The sequence below is a fragment of the Aggregatibacter kilianii genome (assembly GCF_003130255.1).
Classification (GTDB): domain Bacteria; phylum Pseudomonadota; class Gammaproteobacteria; order Enterobacterales; family Pasteurellaceae; genus Aggregatibacter; species Aggregatibacter kilianii.
The window spans coordinates 684,166-706,266 of the sequence record NZ_NRCN01000001.1 but is presented as its reverse complement, the minus strand read 5'-3'; the positions used below and the strand labels follow the sequence as shown (position 1 = coordinate 706,266).

Annotated in this window: 18 protein-coding genes and 1 tRNA gene; 10 read left to right on the top strand and 9 right to left on the bottom strand. The window is 42.3% G+C overall.

Going from position 1 to position 22,101, the window contains the following annotated elements; genetic code table 11:
- Window positions 1–3: 3 nt before the first annotated feature.
- Window positions 4–2,067, bottom strand: coding sequence for a TonB-dependent receptor (locus tag DK428_RS03135; protein WP_109064743.1), 2,064 nt, complete (start codon window positions 2,065–2,067; stop codon window positions 4–6).
- Window positions 2,068–2,237: 170 nt separating this feature from the next.
- On the opposite strand from DK428_RS03135, the gene DK428_RS03130 reads away from it, so the two are divergent.
- Window positions 2,238–2,834 carry a TetR/AcrR family transcriptional regulator gene (locus DK428_RS03130; protein ID WP_050693081.1) on the top strand — a complete coding sequence of 199 codons (597 nt, stop codon included), beginning with the start codon at window positions 2,238–2,240 and terminating at the stop codon, window positions 2,832–2,834.
- 302 nt (window positions 2,835–3,136) lie between these two features.
- On the top strand, window positions 3,137–3,463 hold the full coding sequence (gene glpE / locus DK428_RS03125) for a thiosulfate sulfurtransferase GlpE (protein WP_109064744.1): 327 nt from the start codon (window positions 3,137–3,139) through the stop codon (window positions 3,461–3,463).
- Here the strand turns inward: glpE and DK428_RS03120 are convergent.
- On the bottom strand, window positions 3,460–3,774 hold the full coding sequence (locus DK428_RS03120) for a DUF5389 domain-containing protein (protein WP_005701735.1): 315 nt from the start codon (window positions 3,772–3,774) through the stop codon (window positions 3,460–3,462). The two genes, glpE and DK428_RS03120, sit on opposite strands and share 4 nt — an antisense overlap.
- 41 nt (window positions 3,775–3,815) lie before the next feature.
- Here DK428_RS03120 and DK428_RS03115 point away from each other — a divergent pair, with 41 nt between their 5' ends.
- The 4 genes from DK428_RS03115 to DK428_RS03100 all read left to right on the top strand — a co-directional run bounded on the left by DK428_RS03115 (window position 3,816) and on the right by DK428_RS03100 (window position 9,755).
- Entirely contained in the window at window positions 3,816–4,685 is an 870-nt protein-coding gene (locus tag DK428_RS03115) for a rhomboid family intramembrane serine protease (RefSeq protein WP_109064745.1), read from the top strand.
- 65 nt (window positions 4,686–4,750) lie between these two features.
- The gene (locus DK428_RS03110) at window positions 4,751–5,506 is read left to right on the top strand and encodes a DeoR/GlpR family transcriptional regulator (RefSeq protein ID WP_109064746.1); all 756 of its coding nucleotides are present in this window, start codon (window positions 4,751–4,753) and stop codon (window positions 5,504–5,506) included.
- A 320-nt stretch (window positions 5,507–5,826) separates the two neighbouring features.
- Complete coding sequence (locus DK428_RS03105; protein ID WP_109064747.1) at window positions 5,827–8,601, top strand: TonB-dependent receptor domain-containing protein; 2,775 nt, start codon at window positions 5,827–5,829, stop codon at window positions 8,599–8,601.
- Between the two features lie 47 nt (window positions 8,602–8,648).
- A complete protein-coding gene (locus DK428_RS03100) occupies window positions 8,649–9,755 on the top strand; it encodes a DNA primase family protein (protein WP_109092120.1) in 1,107 nt (368 codons plus the stop codon).
- A gap of 164 nt (window positions 9,756–9,919) precedes the next feature.
- Here DK428_RS03100 and DK428_RS03095 read toward each other — a convergent pair whose 3' ends face one another.
- The 5 genes from DK428_RS03095 to rpsU all read right to left on the bottom strand — a co-directional run bounded on the left by DK428_RS03095 (window position 9,920) and on the right by rpsU (window position 15,590).
- Complete coding sequence (locus DK428_RS03095) at window positions 9,920–11,116, bottom strand: tyrosine-type recombinase/integrase (RefSeq protein ID WP_109064321.1); 1,197 nt, start codon at window positions 11,114–11,116, stop codon at window positions 9,920–9,922.
- Between the two features lie 198 nt (window positions 11,117–11,314).
- A tRNA-Ile gene (locus DK428_RS03090) sits at window positions 11,315–11,391 on the bottom strand.
- A 139-nt stretch (window positions 11,392–11,530) separates the two neighbouring features.
- Window positions 11,531–13,402: an RNA polymerase sigma factor RpoD gene (gene rpoD / locus DK428_RS03085; RefSeq protein ID WP_109064320.1), complete on the bottom strand. Its 1,872-nt coding sequence runs from the start codon at window positions 13,400–13,402 to the stop codon at window positions 11,531–11,533.
- 71 nt (window positions 13,403–13,473) lie between these two features.
- A complete protein-coding gene (gene dnaG, locus DK428_RS03080; RefSeq protein WP_109064319.1) occupies window positions 13,474–15,252 on the bottom strand; it encodes a DNA primase in 1,779 nt (592 codons plus the stop codon).
- Between the two features lie 122 nt (window positions 15,253–15,374).
- Entirely contained in the window at window positions 15,375–15,590 is a 216-nt protein-coding gene (gene rpsU / locus DK428_RS03075) for a 30S ribosomal protein S21 (protein ID WP_005701713.1), read from the bottom strand.
- A gap of 224 nt (window positions 15,591–15,814) precedes the next feature.
- On the opposite strand from rpsU, the gene tsaD reads away from it, so the two are divergent.
- The 3 genes from tsaD to DK428_RS03060 all read left to right on the top strand — a co-directional run bounded on the left by tsaD (window position 15,815) and on the right by DK428_RS03060 (window position 17,729).
- Entirely contained in the window at window positions 15,815–16,843 is a 1,029-nt protein-coding gene (gene tsaD / locus DK428_RS03070; protein WP_109064318.1) for a tRNA (adenosine(37)-N6)-threonylcarbamoyltransferase complex transferase subunit TsaD, read from the top strand.
- A gap of 71 nt (window positions 16,844–16,914) precedes the next feature.
- Window positions 16,915–17,148 (top strand): hypothetical protein, encoded by a 234-nt coding sequence (locus DK428_RS03065; RefSeq protein WP_032995431.1) that lies wholly within the window; start codon window positions 16,915–16,917, stop codon window positions 17,146–17,148.
- Between the two features lie 2 nt (window positions 17,149–17,150).
- Entirely contained in the window at window positions 17,151–17,729 is a 579-nt protein-coding gene (locus DK428_RS03060) for a thymidine kinase (RefSeq protein WP_109064317.1), read from the top strand.
- A gap of 186 nt (window positions 17,730–17,915) precedes the next feature.
- Here DK428_RS03060 and ligA read toward each other — a convergent pair whose 3' ends face one another.
- Window positions 17,916–19,931 (bottom strand): NAD-dependent DNA ligase LigA, encoded by a 2,016-nt coding sequence (gene ligA / locus DK428_RS03055; protein WP_109064316.1) that lies wholly within the window; start codon window positions 19,929–19,931, stop codon window positions 17,916–17,918.
- Window positions 19,932–20,035: 104 nt separating this feature from the next.
- The gene (zipA, locus tag DK428_RS03050) at window positions 20,036–21,052 is read right to left on the bottom strand and encodes a cell division protein ZipA (protein ID WP_109064315.1); all 1,017 of its coding nucleotides are present in this window, start codon (window positions 21,050–21,052) and stop codon (window positions 20,036–20,038) included.
- A 144-nt stretch (window positions 21,053–21,196) separates the two neighbouring features.
- Here zipA and cysZ point away from each other — a divergent pair, with 144 nt between their 5' ends.
- A complete protein-coding gene (cysZ, locus tag DK428_RS03045; RefSeq protein ID WP_109064314.1) occupies window positions 21,197–22,027 on the top strand; it encodes a sulfate transporter CysZ in 831 nt (276 codons plus the stop codon).
- The last annotated feature ends 74 nt before the right edge of the window (window positions 22,028–22,101 follow it).

Below are 22,101 nucleotides of genomic sequence, written 5' to 3'. Positions count from 1 at the left end.
TGCTTAGAATCTTAACTCGGTAGAAAGTCCAATTTGACGTTCCGGCTGACGGGTAATGTCGCCTGAGCGCGGTACAAGTAAGATATCTTTGCGTGAGTTAAGCACGTTGTCGGCATAAAGCGTGATTCTGGCATGCTTAAAGTCATACGCTAAATAAACATCAAGTTGGTCATAATGCCCTACTTTACCATTGGCTAAGTTGTCGGCAGTGGAATAATAACTGCTGTTGTAGCTGTAATTGGTGCCAATTTCTAGGTGGTCAAGAAGACGATAATTGGCCCCCACTTTTCCACTAAAACTTGGTGCACGAGCGAGTTTATTCCCTTCAATGCCGCTGTTTGGATAACGTTTGATATCGGTTTTTAATATCCCGATGCCCGCGTTGAGTGCCAGTTTCTCCGTGGCCTGCCATTCGGTATTGATTTCCGCACCATAGGTAACGACTTTATCGGCATTGCGGATCACGATGGAATTTGGACCAAGAGTGAACGGTAACTGCATGTCCTTGTAGTCGTTATAGAATAGGTTGCTGTTAATGCGTAGGCGTTTATCTACGGATGTCCAACGATGATAAAGTTCGTAGTTCCAGACATATTCCGCGTCATATTCATAGCTGGTGTACGGCACACCGAAAGTTACACCGGCACCGCCCGGATTATAACCTTTACCTACTTTAAAGCCTAAGCGTTGATCATCGTTAATTTTCCATGCAATGTCTGCTTTTGGCAGGAAGACATTGTATTTCTTATCCCGGTTGATGGAAAACATCGCACTTTTGCCTTTACGCTGATGATGTTCCTGTTCATAGCGAGCAGAAAGCGTCAATTCAAACGGAATATCCGGCGTAAAGGTAATTTCACCAAAGGCCGCCTTGGTTTTCGTTTTATCATTAAAATTTGTCGTAATCGGCGTGCGAGCAATGCGTCCGTTGAGCATCGTAACACTTTCATCTTGTTTCGCATTGAAATAGAACAAACCGAATAAACCACGGTATTTTTCGCTTTCGTATTTTACAATGGGTTCAATTTGGAATTCATTGCCATCAACGCGAGCCGGAACACCTCGACGATTTGGCGGCAATGCGGTGTTGAATGGCGAAGTTGTTTTTCTATCGTGAATAAAGTGTGTATAAACCAATTTATTTTCCCATTTCCAATGCTCTGAGAGTTGATAACCAATGTCCCAAATAGTGCTGGCAGAGCGTGTTTGGAATACCGGGCGTTCCGGCGTGTAACGTGGTGAATTAGGTTGTAACTCTGTTTCGCTTTGTGGTGCTCGCGCGTTTAAATGATTGAATGTTAAACGGCTATAGAGATCTGGCAATGCAGACGGCGTCCACAGTAATTTGGCGCGGGTATTGGTGGCTTTAAACCAACGCGGGTTGCCGACGGGATTATAATGCGGTAAATCAACAGAGGTTTCCCGTTGTTGATGATCCACGCTTAAACGAAAAGCCAGTTCATCTTTTATTAACGGGCCGGAAATCATGGCCGAGGTTTGCGCCAATCGATGATTACCCATATTCAATTTGGCCGCCCCTTCCCAATCTTGTGTCGGATCGTTGCTGGTCATCACCACGGCGCCGGCAATAGCATTACGCCCTTGGGCATAGCTTTGTGCGCCACGATAAATTTCTACCTGTTTCATATCCCACAGGGATTTTGTACCGAATGCCAATTCGTTATAACTGGAGGTTCTGCCGTCAATTTGCATATTCAAACGTGGGCGCGAACCCGCAAAAAATGCCACCGCACCTACTGCAGGGCCTGACCCGTCAACGCCGCGCACAGTGGGTAAGTCATTGCCTAAGCCGGTATCTAAAATATTCACATCACGTTTTAATAATTGAATAGCGGACATTAAATTGGCTTCTCGTTTGAATTGATCACCAGTTACCACAGTTGTGCTTGAACCAGTCGAAGATTGACTACGTTCAAATTTCTCACCGGTCACTGTGATTTCGCCTAGTACCGTGGTCTGTTTACTTTCTTCGGCATGAATAGAAAAAGAATAGGCACTCATCAGGCAAAGGCTAATGAGGCTGAGTCGTGGGGATAACTTGTTCATGGGTTCTCCTAGGCTTCATTTTAGTTTAAAGTTTACACTTTTATCATTAATTGATTAATAATGTAAACCTAACACAATCACAATACGAAAGTAAATAAGAATTTTTCTCAAATTTGATGTTTGACAATTAAAGGCTTTCGGCTATGTTATTGCCTCTTAAGGAGCGGACCATGAAAAAAGATATTTTTTTGAAACAGGTTGCCACTGAACTGTTTTATCAACAAGGCTGGAGATTAACTTCTGTCGCAGAAATTTGTCGGGCAGCAGGGGTGAGTCGAGTGACGTTTTATAAATATTTCTCCACCAAGCAAGATTTAGTGAAATGTATTTTTGAAGAACAAAAAAATAATATGCGGTGGGAATTTGACAGACTGTTAGCCACGGAGGCAGATTTAACCACGGTGATTCAGCAAATTTTGACTATGCAGCAAGAATCCATGGCCACGTTGTATTCTGCCGCCGTATTACATGATTTAAATCATGATCAAGATGAAACCTTACAGGCTTTTTTTCGGCAAATGGCACAAGAAAAATATCACTATATGCACTATTTTTTCAGTACGTTACAAAAACGCAAAAGCGTACGTGATGATTTTCCTGTGATTTTAATTGATGTGTTGATTCAAAAAATGGATGAAATGATTCATTCTTCCGTCTTGCAACAGCATTATGTCGGCAAGGAACAACAGCTCTTTAAAGATGTGTTGCAGCTTTTTATGCATGGTATTGCCTATCAACAAAAAATGCAGCCTGACACCTTTAATTAAAAAACATTCTCAAAACCGACCTTACTTTAACTATCGGTCTTATGTTACACGAAGTGCGGTCAGTTTTTTCCATGTTTTTTTGTATTTTATGAATAGTATAAAAAAACGTTGAAATTTCAGCGGGAAATGGTTAATTTTGCATCCCTTTTTAGCTATTTATTTTTATCTCTCTTTGGAAAAAACTATGATGTGGCCGTTCTCGTTGCACTGGTGTTTCTTGGCATCGGCGATTGCCATAGCATATGCAGATAAATATTTTTATAGTGTCGGGCATAAAGCCCACTAAGTTTACTGAATAAAAAATGACAGAATTTATTGAAATTACACCGCAACAAGCATGGGAAATGCTTCAAAATGATGAAGATGCTGTGCTGGCGGACGTGCGTGATGCACAAACCTTTAGTTATGCCCATCCCAAAGGCGCGTTTAATTTAACGGAGCTCAGTTGGCCAAATTTTGAGGCCTCGTATAATTATGATCAGCCGATTATTCTCAGTTGCTATCACGGCATTAGTAGTCGTAATGTGGCTGCGTTTTTATTGCGCCACGGCTATGAAAAGGTTTATAGCCTGCAAGGTGGCTTTGCGGCTTGGGAAAAGGGAAAACTGCCGTTGGATACGGGCTATTAGTTAAATCCAACGGTGGCTACGTAGTATAAAACGCCGTAAAAAATGACCGCACTTAGGGCTAAACCCTTGCGAGCCAGAGCAGGGCGGCGTTGATGGAGTTTATAGAAAATTCGCGCCACGATGCCAAGAACGAAGGGATAGCCCCAAAGAAAGACTGACATGGCGGTAATTTGATTGTCGCTTAGGTTTGGATTGTTCAATAAATTAGGTGAAATTAACAGCGCCAACGGCCACAATAATATCGGTAAGCAAAAGCCGGCAATCGCCCAAGTGAAAGGGCTGAAGCCCGATGGCAAATTTTGATTTCTCATTTTTTCTCCGTGCATGAAATTTTGGAAAAGGAATATAACAAATGCAGCATTTGTTTGGTAGTGAAATCCCGTTGTTAGCGCAGCATTTTCGTGATTATGTTGCTGAAAAATACCAAGTTGAGTTGGTGATTCAGGAAAATCAAAATGCACAAAATAATGTGGTTTATGATGTTTTTCTTCCGGAAAATTCACCGCACTTTGACGAAATTATGGCGGAAAGAGAAAGTTTCTTACAGGCGTGGTTGGAACAACAAAACGCCCGCGCGTGGCAACAAGGTCCCCGTGGCATTCAGGCTCAATCTACAGCGCGCACGTCCTCTCATGTGAACAAGGCTTCCGTTTTTTCTCATATTCAACAGCAAAAAATTACTGTCATCGTGACCGCACTTTGTGTTGTAGTTTATCTTCTCATGCTTTTCGGTTTTGCCGAGCCGATTTTGTTGGCAGCACATTTCCCCGAAGATACTACCCAAGAAGGCGAAATTTGGCGTTATTTAACACATACTTTGGTGCATTTATCCAATATGCATATTCTATTTAATCTGACTTGGTGGTGGGTTTTTGGTGGTGCTATCGAGCGCCAATTGGGGTCTTTAAAACTCCTGCAAATTTATCTGTTCTCCGGGGTAATAAGCGGCATTGCGCAGAATATTGTCAGCGGCCCCGCGTTTTTCGGTTTATCCGGCGTTGTCTATGCCGTGCTGGGCTATGTGTTCGTGTTGGATAAAGTCAATAAACAAACCCATTTTGAATTACCGGACGGTTTCTTCAATATGTTGGTTGTAGGGATTTTGCTTGGATTTGCCGGTCCGTTAATAGACATTCAAATCGGCAATACCGCCCATATTTCAGGTTTATTGGTAGGGATGTTACTGGCGTTTATGGATCGAAAAATTCGCGTTAAATCGTGATTTCATTAATAAAATGCGCTACATTAGCAAGCAAAAGTCTTGTTAATAAAGAAGGAAAAGTGGTTATGAAACAATCTATTCGTCATCAGAAAATTGTTGAATTAGTAAAACAAAAAGGCTATTTGAGTACAGATGAATTGGTTGATTTATTTGGAGTGAGTCCGCAAACCATTCGGCGCGATTTAAACGAACTGGCGGAAACCAACTTTATTCGCCGTCACCACGGTGGCGCAGCATCGCCTTCCACGGCAGAAAATAGCGATTATCACGATCGCAAACACTTTTTTTCTCAAGAAAAAAATCGTATCGCAAAACAGGTTGTACAGCTCATCCCAAACGGTGCTTCGCTGTTTATTGACATCGGCACCACCGCCGAGGCAGTTGCCTTCGCGTTATTGGGACATCAAAGATTACGTATTGTTACCAACAATCTCAATGCTGCGCACATTCTTATGCAAAATGATTCCTTTGATATCACCATGGCGAGCGGTTCCTTGCGCCGAGATGGGGGCATCATCGGCGAATCAACTGTCGAATTTTTATCGCAATTCCGTTTAGATTTCGGGGTGTTGGGAATCAGTGCCATTGATTTGGACGGCACATTACTCGACTATGATTATCATGAAGTGCAAGTCAAACGTGCCATTATCGATAATTCCCGTAATACGTTGTTAGTGACCGATCATTCCAAATTTAGTCGCCGCGCTATGGTAAAATTGGGGTCTATTACGGATGTGGAATATGTCTTCACCGACTCGGATGTCCCGCCAAGTATTGATGAATTATTAAAAAATAAGAATGTGAACCTTGTGGTTTGCTAGATCTTAAACACCTTTTCCCTTCATGTTCGGCATAAAAGTGCGGTGAAAAATCACCGCACTTTTTTTTGTCTTTTCTCTTCTTTATTTTTTGTTTGCGCGATACTTATTTTTTGGAATAAAATAAGATGTCTTGTTAAATAGATAAATATGTGTATTTATTAATCATCTATGCATTCAAAGATTTTTATCTTTTTGATTTTGTTGCAAATACGTTTTAGCAAAAAACTTAATATGATGATGTTGTATTTGCCCATAAATTGATTAATAATGATAACGCTTATCATTTGATAAAATTATAATGAAGAACCTGAGGAGAAAAAATGCAGAAATCTATCAAATTGAACTTGATAACATTTTGTCTTTTAAATGTTATCAATATTGCCTATGCCGAAGAACAATTAGACCAAATCGATGTGGTTGAAAAAATCATTGCCAACGAGAAAAAACCATTTACCGAAGCGCAAGCAAAAAGCACGCGGGAGCACGTTTTTAAAGAAACGCAAAGCATTGATAACGTGGTACGGAGTATGCCGGGGGCGTTTACCCAACAGGATAAAGGCTCCGGTGTGTTGTCGTTAAATATTCGTGGAGAAACGGGATTTGGCAGGGCAAACACCATGGTGGATGGCATTACACAAACATTTTATTCCACATCGATGGACTCCGGGCAAGCCGGAGGGAATTCGCAATTTGGGGCATCATTAGATCCGAATTTTATTGCCGGCATTGATTTAACGAAGGGGAATTTTAGCGGGGCAAACGGTGTGAACTCCTTGTACGGTTCGGCGAATTTCAGAACGTTGGGTGTCAACGATGTGATTTCAGGGGATAAGAGTCTAGGCTTTATTATCAAAGGGATGACCGGAACTAATGCAACAAAATCCAACTATATGGCGATGGCAGCCACCCGAAAATGGTTGGATAACGGCGGTTATGTAGGTATGTTATATGGATATAGCCGTCGAGAAGTGTCGCAAGATTATAAAATCGGCGGAGGTGGTCAGAAAATCGCTGATGTCGGTGATGACTTTTTGCAACAACAAAAAAATAAACAATTTACTGAGGCTGGGTTTGTTTTTGATCAAGCCAAAGGGCGCTGGATGCCCGACATGAATAAAAATATGTGGGCTTGTAACGCACCGACCCCATCTCAACCGGAAGCTTACCCTTGTCGTTATTATCGTAACGCGGAACGTAGAAGAATTTTACAGAATCCGGAACATTCACCTGAATTACAAAAGCAAATTGATGAAACCAACGCGGCTTTTGAGCGCAATAACGAGCAATATCGTTTGGCCCCATTGGATCCAAGCAGTGTTCGTCAAAGCTCTCATAGTCATTTGGTCAAATTGGAATATGGCGATGATCGTCATGCATTGAATCTGCAATTGCGAGCTCTAGATAACGCTATCGGTACCCGTAAAATTGAAAATCGTAACTATCAACTGAACTATAATTTCAATAATAATGGTTATATTGATATGAATGTATTGCTGGCGCATAACGTGGGTAAATCAAAATATCCTAAAGGTTCACGTTTTACCGGCTGGGAAGTATTGAAACATTTAGAAACGAAGAATGCCGCCGATATTTTTGATATAAGCAATAGTTATACTTTTACTCTGCCGAAAGAAGTGGACTTAAAAACCACGTTGGGCTTTAACTTCTTCAAAAATGAATATAGCAAAAATCGATTCCCTGAAGAGCTTAGTTTATTTTACGACGGTTCTTCACAGCAGGGCGGTTTATACGATTTCCTAGGACGTTATAAAGGTTCAAAAGGGCTATTGCCACAAAAATCGAGTATTTTGCACCCTTCCGGCGAACAAAAATTTCATACGTTTTATTTAGATACGTCACTGACTCGCGATATCTATCGATTGGATTACAGCGTGAATTTGATCAAGTATAAATTTAACGGGGAATACGCGGGTTACTATAATTCTCCTGAAGATTTTGAAAAAGCCTTTGGCAAGGATTCTCAAATTTATAAAAAATATTGTGATCCTAACGGCGGTTGTCAAATTTATGAACCTTTAGAAAGAAGAGCAGGCCACAAAACAGAAATGAACCATTCCGCGATTTTCAGTGCTCATCTTCATGACTACTTTACGCCTTTCGTGGGATATGCCAGAACGCACCGCATGCCAAATATTCAAGAGATGTATTTTTCTCAAGTCTCTGATGCAGGCGTCAATACCGATTTGAAACCAGAGCGCGCTTCGACTTATCAATTAGGTTTTAATACCTTTAAGGAAGGTATTTGGAAAAATGATGATGTGTTGGGAATAAAAGTCGTCGGGTATCGTAGTTACATTAAAAATTATATTCATAATGTTTGGGGCGACTGGTGGCAAGGCGGTGCGCCTACTTGGGCAGACAGCAACGGTTTTCAATTTACCATTGCACACCGTAATTATGCTAAAACGGTGAAAAAGAGCGGTGTGGAATTAGAGTTAAATTATGATATGGGCAGATTCTTTACGAATCTATCTTACGCTTATCAACGAACCAATCAGCCAACTAATTATAGTGATGCCAGCCCTCGTCCGAATAATGCTTCAAAAGAAGATATTTTAAAACAAGGTTACGGTTTGACTCGAATTTCAGCTCTACCAAGAGATTATGGTCGCCTTGAACTTGGTAGCCGTTGGTTTGACCGAAAATTAACGGTTGGCGGAGCGGTTCGTTATTATGGTGAAAGTAAACGGGCCTCCATTGAGGAAAAATATATTGATGGTACAACGTTTGAGAAGAATGCATTAAGACGTCATCATCATGCAATTAAAGAAACGGAAACCATTGAAAAACAACCGTTAATTTTTGATTTATATGTTAGCTATGAGCCGACTGAAAACTTGATTTTGAAAACGGAAATTCAGAATCTGTTTGATAAGAAGTATATTGATCCGCTGGATGCCGGTAACGATGCGGCAACACAACGTTATTACAGTAGCGTAAATAGCGCACCATCACAGCCATGTGAGGCCGGAGAATTGTGCCATACGGATGGCCATGGCGGAAAAACACAGTCTATTTTAAATAACTATGCCAGAGGGCGAACCATTGTGTTTAGCTTGAGTTATAAGTTTTAGAGGAAGTTAAGAATGGTGCCTCAGCAGCGAAGATTCAAGCGGCCAAAATGGGTGAGCAATCCAAGGAGCTATTAGCCTTTAAAAACGGCGTATTAAATCGTTCGACCTTGGAATTTTACCCGCATTGTCGGGAAAACTGGCTAACCTCTTTTATTCCGCACGATTACACGAATCAGGAAGAAAATACACCGCACTTTGATAGTTGGTTGAATTTTGTTGCTGATAGCAAGGAAGATAAAAAGCAAGCAATCTTGGGCGCACTTTACGCGATTTTAACGAATCGCCACAACTGGCAATTATTCTTTGAAGTAACCGGCGATGGTGGCAGCGGAAAATCGGTATTTGCGCAAATTGCCACAATGTTAGCAGGCGAACAAAACACGGAAAGTGGGCGATTAGTCGATTTAGACGAACCGCATGGCCGTGAAAACTTTGTGAATAAAACGCTCATTCTATGCCCGGAACAATCCCGCTATGGCGGTGATGGTGGTGGACTAAAAAGCATTAGTGCGGGGGATTTAGTCAATATCGATCCGAAGCATAAAAGCAAGTTTAAAGCGATCATTCCTGCGATCGTGCTAATCGTAAACAATGAGCCGACACGCTTCACAGAAAGAAACGGAGGTATTGAACGCCGCCGAGTGATTTTTCATTTTGATAAGGTGGTGCCGGAAAGTAAACGCGATCCGCACTTAATGGATAAGATAGAAGCCGAAGCCGGAGGAATTATTTATAAACTGATTCAGGCTTTTAAAAATCCGTTGGACGCGAAAAAAGCGTTAATTCAACAACAGGAAAGTGCCGAAGCGTTAGAAATAAAAATGAACTCAGATCATTTAACGGTGTTTTGTAGTTATTTCCTAACCTCCCAAGAAAGTAACGGGCTAGGAATTGGCAATACGAAAACCGGATTTCCAAGAACGCACCTTTACCCTGCTTACTTGGTATTTACTGAAGCCAATAATATTCAAAATGCTTTAACACTGAATAACTTTACCGAATCATTAAGACAAGGATTGGCACAACATAAAAATAAATATCCATACACCCGCAGGCGAATTACTTCCGGTGCGGAAAAAGGAAGATATATCACTAACGTACACTTTAAAGACTTTGACGAGTTTTATAATGAGTACATAAAATCAAATAGATAGTGAAAGGCGCGGCATAAAAACCGCGCTTTTTTTACCTAAAAAGGTGAATGCCAAGGTGAACAACACCGACTTCCCCTTCACCTTGTAACCAATTGAAAAACAAAGGAAAAGCAATCGGTGAACGAGTGAAGGCAGTTTTTAAATATTTTCCACGCACATCACTTTTAACGTTCACATTGTTCCACATAATCGCCCCAAAGTTGCATCACCGGCTTGCGTTGTTCAAGGAAATCAGCCCTATCGTAAATCTTGCCTGTTTGCGTACCCGTCTTATGAGAAATACACATTTCAGCCACTTCATAATCAATACGCTGATCGGCTAAATAAGTGCGTCCGATTGTTCTTAATCCATGAGCAGTTTGTTTATTCTTGTAGCCCAAATCGACTAGCATTTTATTGATTGTTTGACTGCTCATTGGTTGGTTAGACTTAATCCAACTTTGAAAAACATATTCGCTTTTCACAGATATACTTTTCATTTTGTTTAGAATTGCCATAGCTTGGGAAGAAAGGGGAATTACAAAAGGATGTCTTTTCTTCATTCTGTTAGCCGGGATAGTCCATAAAGATTTTTTAAAATCAATTTCAGACCATGTAGCGTTACTTGCTTCAGCAGGTCGTACCATGGTTAATAACTGAAATTTGAATAATAACTTTGTTTGAATGGCCGCACTGGAATACATCACGGCTTTTATTAATTCCGGTAGTTCTTTTGGTGTTATTGCCGGGTTGTTGGTGGATTTTCCAAAGTTAAATACTTCATTGATTCGTAAGCAAGGATTAAAGGCAATTAGGCCGTAGTTTACAGCGAAATTAAGTACTTCATTCAATAGCCGAATAGTGCGCTTTAATGTATCGCCCTTGCCTTGGTTATAGAGTGATTCTAATGCTTCAATAACAACTTTTGGCAAGATTTCATTTATCGGCATATCACCAATAAAAGGAAACAAATAGATTTCCATGCGGCGCCAATCTTTTTTTAATGTTTCAGCTTCAACTTTTTGAACCTTTTTGGCTTTCCAACGATTAGCGACAGATAGCAAACTATTTTCTATATGCTCAATAGCGGCTTTTTGTTCTTGTTCTTTATGTTCTTGTGGGTCTATGCCTTGAGCCAACAAAGAGCGATATTCTTCACGAATAGAACGGGCTTGAGCTAAAGATAAAGCGGGATAAGTTCCTAAAGAAACTTTAGTACGTTTTTTAGTAAGTGGGCGGATATAGTTAAAACGCCATGATTTAACGCCGGTAGGCAAGACTAATAGAAATAATCCGTAGCCATCAGTAAGGGTATATTCTTTGGCTTTTGGCTTAGATCTTTCTACTTCGGTATTGGTTAGAGGTTTAGTAATTTTAGGCATATTTGGTAACCATTTAGCAATTTTATGTAACCACGAAAAAGGGATATTAGCACATGGTTACAATCGTGGTTACAAAAAAGAGCGGTTAAGGGCGATTATTTACGAGGGAGTACGATAGGGTAAAATGCTATAAAGTCTTATAAGTACTGGCTTTTATTGGTGTTTTTGATGAGTTGCGAGGGGTTATGATAAGTTTTTTGGTGCCCCCAACAGGACTTGAACCTGTGACCAATCGATTATGAGTCGACTGCTCTGACCGACTGAGCTATGGGGGCGGTGAGCATTGATTTGAGGTGCAGATTATAGGGAAATCTTAGGCTAAAGTCTAGTTATCATCATAATTATGTATTTCTTATTTAAACAAAAAAGGATAAGTCATGACGGCTTATCCTTTTTGTTATAGATTTGCTTCGACTATTCGTCTAAGAAACTGCGCAATGTTTCGGAGCGGCTTGGATGACGCAATTTGCGTAATGCTTTGGCTTCAATCTGACGAATACGTTCACGGGTAACGTCAAATTGTTTGCCCACCTCTTCTAACGTATGGTCGGTGTTCATGTCGATACCGAAACGCATACGAAGCACTTTTGCTTCACGTGGCGTTAAACCTTCCAACACTTCATGTGTGGCCGCTTTTAAGCTTTGTGCAGTGGCGGAATCTAACGGAAGCTCTAAGGTGGAGTCTTCAATGAAATCACCTAAATGGGAATCATCGTCATCTCCGATAGGGGTTTCCATAGAAATCGGTTCTTTCGCAATTTTCAGTACTTTACGGATTTTATCTTCCGGCATACCCATACGCTCCGCCAATTCTTCCGGTGAAGCTTCACGTCCCATTTCTTGTAACATTTGGCGGGAAATACGATTTAGCTTGTTAATCGTTTCAATCATGTGTACCGGGATACGAATTGTCCGCGCTTGATCCGCAATGGAGCGGGTAATCGCCTGACGAATCCACCAAGTGGCATAAGTGGAGAATTTGTAACCGCGACGGTATTCAAATTTATCTACCGCTTTCATTAAGCCGATATTGCCTTCTTGAATTAAATCTAGGAATTGCAATCCTCGGTTGGTATATTTTTTGGCAATAGAAATCACCAAACGCAAGTTGGCTTCCACCATTTCTTTCTTCGCACGACGTGCTTTTAACTCACCTTGCGCAATACGTTCGCAGATTTCTCTAATTTGCTGAATAGTGAGATGAGTGTCTTGCTCAATTTGCACTAAATTTGCGATGGCTTGGCGCAAATCATTTTCATATTGCACGAGTTTTTCAGACCATGCTTTGCCGGCGCTCAAGGCTTTAATCAACCAAGTGTCGGTAGTTTCATGTCCGATGAAACTCTTTTGGAAACCTGATTTAGGCATTTTTGCATTATCGACTACGATTCGCTGAATAAAGCGTTCTTGCGCACGCACGCGTTTCATCATGTCGCGCATGGATAGCACAAGAATATCAAACTGTTTTGGCACTAAACGGAATTGAGTGAAAATATCTGACAAGGCTTGAATTTCATCTTTGGTTTTTTTCGATGTGCGACCATGTTTTTCAATGCTTGCCAAGGTTTTTTGATGCTGTTCTTTAAGTGCGGTGAATTTTTCGCGTGCAACTTCAGGGTCGATGCTGTTATCGCTATCGCCATCATCGCTGCTGTTTTCTTCGCCATCTTCTTCATCTTCGCTTTCATCATCTAACCCATTTTCGCCGACATCTTCTTCATTTTCTTCGTCGGAATCAAAATTTTCATCTAAATGGGTGTTATCGGATTCACTCAATACGTTTGGATCGACAAAGCCGGTAATTAAATCAGCTAAGCGAACACCGCCATTTTCTACTGATTCGTATTGTTCAATTAAATAAGTGATCGCTTCAGGATAAGCGGCAACAGCACTTTGTACTTCATTGATACCTTCTTCAATACGTTTGGCAATATCAATTTCGCCTTCGCGGGTAAGCAATTCCACACTGCCCATCTCACGCATATACATGCGCACAGGGTCGGTTGTACGGCCTAACTCGGCCTCAACGCTGGATAACACCTGTGTTGCTTCTTCAACGACATCTTCATCGGTAATCGTTTCATTGAGCATCAGATCATCGGCATCCGGTGCAGTCTCCAACACCTGAATCCCCATGTCGTTGATCATTTGAATGATATCTTCAATTTGATCGGCATCGACGAGTTCTTCGGGCAGGCTGTCATTGACTTCGGCATACGTTAAATAGCCTTGCTCTTTCCCTTGGGCGATGAGTAGTTTCAATTGAGATTGTGGATTGTGATCCATATTTGATATCCGCCTTGCTTACTTAATTTAGTGAAGATAAAACGCCAAGATTTTAGCATTCTTCCTTCGGTTTAACTATTTCTTTCGTGTTCTTTTTCGCGTTTTTTTACCAATAACAACGTTGAAAGTTCTTTTTTCTCATTAAGATTTAATCCTTCGCTACGATCCTTAGCAATTAGCCAATTTATTCGTTTATCAATGATTTGTAGATAAAAATAACGTAATGTTTCGCGGAAGGTATCTTCAATCTTGTCTTCTTCAACCAAATGGTTCCATGTGGCCAGTTTTTCAAGCGTATTTTGTTGAGGTGTATCGCGCCAGTGTTCCAACAGTTGTCCGGAACTAATACCCACTTTTTCACGGCAAAGTGCGGTCATTTCTGCAAACAAATCGTAGCCCGGCTCATTTAACGAACGAAAAGATTCCAAATCGGGTACAAATTTCACCAATTCCGGATTTTGTAACAACAAGGCGATCAGCACACGCATTGGGGTTCGCTTAAATTGTATCGGTTGGGCTGTCGGTGTGTTTTCTGTTTTCTGTTGATTTGGAATAAGGCTTTCTAGCTGCGTCGGATCGAGAACCCCCAGTTTTTTGGCTAACGTGTTACGCAAATCCAAACGTAGTACATCGCCTGGAATTTGCTTAATTAACGGTATTGCTAATGCCGCCAGTTTGTTTTTCCCTTCTTTGCTGGAGAAATCCACTTGTGGCGTCAAATGAGCAAATAAAAATTCACTTAAAGATTGTGCGTTATTGAGATATTCCTCGAATCCCTCTTTGCCAAATTGGCGAATAAAGGTATCGGGATCCTCGCCGTCAGGTAAAAAGATAAATTTGAGCTGACGGCCGTCTTCCAAATAAGGCAGTGCATTTTCTAAGGCTCGCCATGCGGCATCACGTCCGGCGCGATCGCCGTCATAACAGCAGATCACTTGTTCTGTTGAGCGAAAGAGTAATTGAATTTGCTCCGAGGTTGTTGATGTGCCAAGAGAGGCCACGGCATAATCTACACCGAATTGGGCCAACGCCACCACATCCATATAACCTTCAACAACCAGTAATTTTTGTGGTGAATCGTCAGCTTGTAGGGCTTCAAATAAACCGTACAATTCACTGCCTTTGTGATAGGTCACGGTTTCCGGCGAGTTCAAATATTTCGGTTTCTCATCAGTTAACACGCGTCCGCCGAAAGCCACGGTGCGGCCTCGACGATCGCGAATCGGAAACATAATCCGATTGCGAAATTTGTCATAAATATTGCCACGATCATTGCGTGATAGCATGCCTAAATCGAACAGTTTTTGTTGCTCTTCTCGGGTTTTACCGAATTGGCGATAAACGGTATCCATGGCATTCGGCACATAACCGATTTGAAAACGCTCAATAATTTCCGCTGATAAACCACGTTGTTGCAGATAACTTTGCGCAGGAATATTTAACGGCAATTGTTGCTGATAAAATTTGGCGATTTCCTGCATTAATTCATACAGATTACGTTTGGTTTGATAGCCGACTTGCTTGCCGCTCTCATTAAAGTGCGGTCGTTTTTCGTAGGGAATTTCCAACCCAAGAAAACCGGCCAGTTCTTCCACCGCTTCCACAAATTCCAGCTTGTCATATTCCATCAAAAAGGAAATCGCGTTGCCGTGCGCACCACAACCGAAGCAATGATAAAACTGCTTTTTATCACTGACGGTAAAAGAAGGGGTCTTTTCATGGTGAAACGGGCAGCAGGCTTGATAATCGCGGCCGGCTTTTTTCAATTTGACTCTGGAATTGATCAGATCAACGATATTAACTTTAGTTAAAATATCGTCTATAAATGTACGTGGAATGGTGCCTTTCATCGAGTATTCTGCCTCTTATTGTGAACGAAATATGAGCCTAACTGATGAGATTGAGAGAAAATAAAACCGTGAGCCTCGGAAGATTCACGGTTTTTATAACTCGAGTTAAAAAATACTGTTAATTAGTATAAACGTGTGTTGCGTGCGTTTTCACGAGCTACGCGTTTAGCGTGGCGTTTTGCGCGGGTTGCATTTTCACGTTTACGAATCGTTGTTGGTTTTTCGTAGAATTCACGAGCACGAACTTCTGCTAAGATACCAGCTTTTTCGCAAGAGCGTTTGAAACGACGTAATGCTACGTCAAAGGATTCATTTTCACGAACTTTAATTACAGGCATAAGCCAATCACCTCAATGAGTTTAATTAATTTAATTGCAATTTAAAATTTATTTGTTGCCACAAGTCGTGGCAGATTCAATAAAGGTCGCAATTTTAATCCAAAGTCACCATGAAAGTAAAGGAAAGATTCGCCTTTTCCGCAAATACCCGTTTGAAAACTGGTTAAATCCTTGTAAAAAAGGTAAAATTCAGCCTCATTGAACAGAGTAAAAAGAGATTCAAAATGCGAATTTTAGGCATTGAAACGTCCTGTGATGAAACGGGCGTTGCCATTTATGATGAAGAAAAAGGCTTAATTGCCAATCAGTTACACACGCAAATTGCGTTGCATGCCGATTATGGCGGCGTTGTCCCGGAGCTAGCATCACGCGATCATATCCGGAAATTAGCGCCATTATTACAAGCCGCCTTACAAGAAGCCAATCTTACCGCCAAAGACATTGACGGCGTAGCTTATACCTGCGGTCCGGGTTTAGTCGGTGCGTTGTTAGTTGGCTCTACGGTGGCGCGATCCTTGGCTTATGCGTGGAATGTACCGGCGATCGGCATACATCACATGGAAGGGCATTTACTGGCGCCAATGTTGGAAGAAAATCCACCGCACTTTCCTTTTATGGCATTGTTGGTGTCCGGCGGGCATACTCAATTGGTGCGTGTGGACGGCGTCGGACGCTACGAATTATTAGGCGAATCTATTGATGATGCTGCAGGGGAAGCGTTTGACAAAACGGCAAAATTGCTCGGATTAGATTATCCCGGCGGAGCGGCATTAGCCCGTTTAGCATTAAATGGTACGCCGAATCGTTTTGTTTTTCCACGCCCGATGACTGATCGTCCAGGTTTGGATTTCAGCTTTTCCGGCTTAAAAACCTTTGCTGCCAATACGCTTCATCAAGTGATGCAAGAAGAAGGGGAATTAGCCGAGCAAAGCAAGGCGGATATTGCTTATGCGTTCCAAGAGGCTGTGGTGGATACGCTAGCAATCAAATGCAAGCGTGCGTTAAAACAAACGGGATTGAAGCGTTTAGTGATTGCCGGCGGCGTGAGCGCTAATAAACAGTTGCGCCAAACCTTGGCGGAGCTGATGCAACAATTAGGTGGTCAAGTGTTTTACCCGCAACCGCAATTTTGTACCGATAACGGCGCCATGATTGCCTATGCCGGTTTTCTACGTTTAAAACAAGGACAGCAGCAAGATTTGGCCATCGAAGTGCGTCCGCGTTGGGCAATGACCGAATTAACCGCCGTTTAACCCGATGCAAAATCAAAGTGCGGTCAAAAATTTAAACGTTTTTTTGACCGCACTTCATTCAAGGAAATATTATGGACAACATTAAATTCAGAGCAATGCGTGCCGCCGGAATCGGCTGCTTCGTTATGTTGGCAATTATTGGCTTTTTTGTGTTTACTACGCCGACAGACGTCCTCATCGATTTCTTAACGGAGGTAGGGAAGATGGTTGGTGCACGCACCACTATCGGTGTTTTTATTCTCGCCTCGTTACCGCCGTTAACCGGTTTTATCTGCTATTACTTTTGGAAATGGGCGCTTAAATAATTATGGCCAAGCTGTATTTTTATTATTCCACCATGAATGCAGGAAAATCGACAACTTTGCTGCAATCTTCCTATAACTACCGTGAACGCAATATGAACACGCTGGTTTATACGGCTGCCATTGATGATCGTTTTGGCGCCGGACGCGTTACTTCCCGTATTGGTATCAGTGAACAGGCGAACACCTTCGCACGTGACACGGATTTATTTGCGGAAATTCAACAACACTTAACGAAAGAGCCGTTGCATTGTATTTTGGTGGATGAAGCACAGTTTTTAACCAAAGCTCAAGTGTATCAACTGAGCGATGTGGTAGATAAACTGAAAATTCCTGTTTTATGTTATGGCTTGCGCACCGACTTCCAAGCAGAACTTTTTGAAGGGAGTCGCTATTTACTGGCATGGGCGGATCAACTGGAAGAGCTTAAAACCATTTGCTATTGCGGACGTAAAGCCAATTTCGTATTGCGTTTAAATGAGCAAGGCGAGGTCGTCAAACAAGGGGATCAAATTCAAATTGGTGGCAACGACAGTTATTTATCGGTCTGCCGATTGCATTATAAAGAACGGATTGCCGAATAGGGTCACTGAAAAGTGCGGTCACAAAATCCAACGGATTTTAAACGTTAGCTTTGCCAACGGCCCCTTCTGGGCGAACAACCGAACTTGATTTGATTGTGAGTCATTTTTTTATATGTTTTGTAGGGACAGGCTTTATGCCTGTCCTTATTTTTTGCTTTGGGATAAATGGATTTCTGTCTTTACACTTTATCCATTAACCCACGCCAAAAACTCCTCCTCACTCAACACCTGCACGCCTAATTCTGCTGCTTTGCTGAGTTTGGAACCTGCCGCTTCACCGGCGATAACATAGTCGGTTTTGGCTGAAACACTGCCGCTGACTTTGGCACCGAGTTGTTGTAAGAGCGCTTTGGCGTCGTTGCGTCCCATTTGGGAAAGTGTGCCGGTGAGCACCACGGTTTTGTCTTTGAACGGATTTTCTTTCACGTCCTGTACTTCAACAGTTTCCCAATGTACGCCTTGGGCGATGAGATCATTTACTACCGCAACATTGTGTTCTTCGCGCCAGAACACAAAAATGCGATTCGCGACCACTTCGCCCACATCAGGTACTTGTTGCAACTGTTCTAAATCGGCATTTTGTAACGCTTCTAAGGTTTTGAAATGGTTTGCCAGATTTAATGCCGTGGCTTCACCCACATCACGAATACCCAACGCAAAGATAAAACGGGCGAGGGTCGTGTGTTTGGCTTTTTCTAAGCTGGCTAACGCGTTTTCAGCCGATTTCGGCCCCATGCGTTCTAAGCGGGTGAGTGTGGTTAAATCCAACTTAAACAAATCTGCGGGGGTATGAACCAATTCGCGATCCACCAGTTGCTCAATCAGTTTGGCCCCTACACCGTCAATGTCCATGGCTTTGCGTGAGACGAAATGTTTTAGTGCTTCTTTGCGTTGTGCCGCACAGAATAACCCGCCGGTGCAACGTGCCACCGCTTCGCCTTCAATGCGAACAATTAAGGAATCGCATACAGGACAGTGCGTTGGAAAGACAATTTGGCGCGCATTGGCCGGGCGGCGATCATGTACGACGCCAATAATTTGTGGAATCACATCGCCGGCGCGACGAATAATCACCGTGTCGCCGATAGCAATGTTGAGACGCTCGATCTCGTCGCCATTATGTAAGGTTGCGTTACTTACCGTCACACCGGCAACGAATACCGGTTGCAACTTGGCTACAGGCGTGATGGCACCTGTTCGACCGACTTGGAATTCCACGTCATTTAATACTGTCAGTTCTTCTTGGGCAGGGAACTTGTAAGCAATTGCCCAACGCGGTGCTTTGGAAATAAAGCCCAGTCTTTGTTGCAATTCAATGTCATTGACTTTTAATACCGTGCCGTCAATGTCATAACCCAAGGAACTACGTTTTTCCATTATAGTGCGGTAGAAATTCAGCACGTTTTCAATGCCATCGCATAAACGGATCTCGCTATTTACCGGCACGCCGATGGATTTCAACCATTGTAGGCGTTCAAAATGAGTCGGCGGTAAATCTACGCCTTCGGCAATGCCAATGCTGTATGCATTAAGCATTAATGGACGTTGGCTAGTGATTTTCGGATCCAATTGGCGTAAGGAACCTGCTGCCGCATTACGTGGGTTAGCAAAGGTTTTTTCTCCTTGTTCCAAGGCGCGTTCATTTAGGCGCTCGAACCCCTCTTGCGGCATAAACACCTCACCACGCACTTCCAAGCGTGCTGGCGGATTGTCCGTCAGTAGCTGCAAGGGAATGTTACGAATGGTACGAATGTTTTGTGTGATGTCTTCGCCTGTTGTGCCATCGCCACGGGTTGCCGCTTGGGTTAGCACGCCATTCACATACAAAATACTGACTGCCAATCCGTCCAATTTAGGTTCGCAACAAAATGTCAATGGTTCTGGCACAAGTCCTAAACGATCTTGAATACGTTTCACGAACGCCAAAAATTCCTCATCAGAAAAGGCGTTATCTAACGAGAGCATCGGAAGTTCATGTTTAATTTGTGCAAATTCTGATAATGGTCGCGCGCCCACTCGTTGGGTCGGCGAATCGGCGGTGATCAGTTCGGGGTGTTGTTGTTCTAAGGCTTTGAGCTGATGAAACAAGCGGTCGTATTCGCTGTCGGGTATTTGCGGCTCGTCTAACACATGATATTGATATTCGTGATAACGCAGGGTTTTTCTGAGATCGTCAATTTGTTGTTGGGTTGAAGTTGTCATTGTTATTCCATAAAAATAATCGAAAAAACGACCGCACTTTTTAGGTGCTCAGTGAGCCGAAAGTGCGGTCATTTTTGAAAACGTTTTTAAGCTGTTGCGATGGATTAAGCCACCTTGGACAAATATTCCTGTTCAGCGTGATCGTTAAAGATTTCTTGTTTATCCGTTAACACGAAGCCGCCCAGTTCATCCGCTAAATTGCGGGCGGCACGAATCATGGTTTTCAAGTTCACGGTGTCATTACCCGGAGACGGTAGTTCCATAAATAGCACAATGCCGACGGTGAAGAAGTTTTCCATGTCATAAGGATTAAAGGTATTTGGTTGGCGTAAGTTTGCCAAGCTAAACAACACCGGACTGGAAGGGGTTAAATCTAAGTGACGATGGTAAATGTGACGATCACCGAAAATAAAACCAAGACCTTCCAACGCTTGTGCTAAGTGAGCACCGTGAAATTCACGGTTTTCCGGCGCCACCACATACAACATAATAAACGGCGGTTTACCGCCTTTCTGGGCTTTGTTTTCAGTCTCTTCCGCAACACTGTTTTGTGATGCTTCTTCATGAGATGGTTCTGTTTCGACCGGCGTTAAAGATACGGTCGGCGTTTGATATTCTTCTTCCATTTGCGTCATGGAAACTCTGTTTGTATCCATATAAGATTGGAATTGCACGCCACTTTGCACCGTTATGCTTGATGTTTCGGACGGTTGTTCAGGTTGGGCGAAAGCTGTCGGTTGCGTCGGCTGTGGGGTTTGGTATTGGGTTTCAACACTGTTGGAGCCACTGTTTGGCAAAGTAATTTTAATTTCATCCACCGCGCGTTCAATGGATTGGCTTTCAGTGTTGCTTGTCGCTGTTGCATCGAAATCTAAGTTTTGCTGTTGTGGCGGGTTTTCTTCCACAAAACTGTGTGCGGGTTTATTGGCAATCGGCGGTTCTGCAGACGGTTTGGCCGCTTGATTTGGCGCAGTGAAACGATTCGGTTGGCGATTTTGTGAGAATGTATTGGCATTTTTAAAATATTGGGATTTTTCGCGGCGATTTGACCAAATGCCATGTGCAACTAAGGCGAGCAGGGCAATTACCCCTAAAATAATCAAAATTGTATTTAAATCCATTGCCGATTCTCCAATCATACAAAATTAACGCAATTGGGCGTAAGTTTATCATGTTTTTACGAAATTGATGATAGGGTCTGCTTATTTATTGATTTTTTCTACCGCACTTTGTATTCTGAGCCTCTTTTCTGTGAGGGGAAATTTATGTTAAATCAACAGGAAATCAAACTGGGTTTTGAATATTTTGTGACCGGTTGGCATTTGATTCAGCAAAAAGGCTTGCGTCGTTTTGCCGTCATGCCGGTGTTGTTAAATGTCCTATTATTAGGTGGCTTATTTGTTGCTTTTGTCTTCCAAATTAAAGACGTTGTTAGCAATCTTATGGATTATGTGCCTTCTTGGTTAAGTTGGCTGGGAAGCATTTTACCGATACTCATTATTGGCATGATTTTAGTACTGTATTATTTCATTTTTGCCACTTTATCCGGTTTTATCGCCGCGCCATTTAATGGGTTATTGGCAGAAAAGGTCGAGAAAATAATGACCGGCGAAGAGGTTTCCAATGATTCCTTGTGGGATTTTGTGAAGGACACGCCGCGTATGTTGGCACGGGAATGGCAAAAATTGGTTTATAGTCTGCCAAAAATTATTGCTTTGTTTTTATTAAGTTTTATTCCGTTAATCGGGCAGACGGTGATTCCTGTGGTCACTTTTTTATTTTCCGCATGGATGATGGCCATTCAATATTGCGACTACCCTTTTGATAACCATAAAATTCCTTTCGGATTAATGAAAAACGAGCTGGCGATGAAACGCAATATGACGGTGACTTTCGGCGGCTTGGTGTCTTTATGTATGTTGGTGCCGATTGTTAACTTGGTAGTGATTCCCGTGGCGGCATGTGGGGCAACGGCTATGTGGGTGAAAGAATATCGCCATTTGTTTAAATTTGCACAAGCGCCACAAAGCGGTGTGGGAGCGAATATGCCGTTGGAGAAACCGTCTAAAAGCAACGGACAGATCGTGTCTAAATAGCTTTTGGTTATTAAATAGAATAATTCGGTATTTTTTGAGAACAAAATCTTGTGATAAAAATACCACCACTTTCG